The 618-nt window shown below is 41.6% G+C and carries 1 protein-coding gene and 1 pseudogene; one reads left to right on the forward strand and one right to left on the reverse strand.

From position 1 onward, the window contains the following. A partial coding sequence (locus tag A5N85_RS13660; RefSeq protein WP_072577633.1) for an IS1595 family transposase occupies positions 1-306 on the forward strand: 306 nt, incomplete at its 5' end. Between the two features lie 4 nt (positions 307-310). Here the strand turns inward: A5N85_RS13660 and A5N85_RS13665 are convergent. Then, a pseudogene (locus A5N85_RS13665) lies at positions 311-618 on the reverse strand (toxin-activating lysine-acyltransferase); the annotation flags it as partial.

Here is a 618-nt window from a genome sequence, read left to right on the forward strand (position 1 = left end):
GCGCTTGATAGTGTCATATACTCGGATGGTTGGCGTGGTTACAATGGCTTGGTTGACGTTGGCTATGCGAAACATTTTAGAGTAGACCATGGCAATAATGAGTTTGCTCATGGTCATTACCATATCAATGGTATTGAGTCTTTTTGGAGCTTTACCAAGCGGAGGCTGAGCAAGTTTAATGGTGTTACAGTCAATTTTGAGCTTCACTTAAAAGAGTGCGAGTGGCGTTGGAATCAGAACTCTAAGGATCTGCAACGCCATCTTTGGAACTTGATTAAGCGATTTCTCCAACCTCTGCTAGTCTAGAGTCTTAGCTATATAAGTCATGCGTTGTCAAGTCATCATTTGGGTTGTGACGTTTATTGAGTAGAAAATAGTCTTTAATTTCTTCGTAAAAAGCGTTTTTTAACGTCTGACTTTTTTGTATATCAGTGCTGCCTGCTACGTGTTCAACTAATTGGGCTTTGCCGTTATCGCGCAAACGGATAGAGTGTGCTAAATAGCTGTTGCCGTGTACTTCACCCATTAAACGCCGCAATTGTGCCGTATAGAGAAAGCCAAACGGTGAAATAAAGTCAATAAACCACAAACGTTTACCATTGTGCCAATCTTCTGGGC

Origin of the sequence: Suttonella ornithocola (assembly GCF_001889065.1) — a bacterium.
In the GTDB taxonomy this organism is placed as follows: Bacteria; Pseudomonadota; Gammaproteobacteria; order Cardiobacteriales; family Cardiobacteriaceae; genus Suttonella_A; species Suttonella_A ornithocola.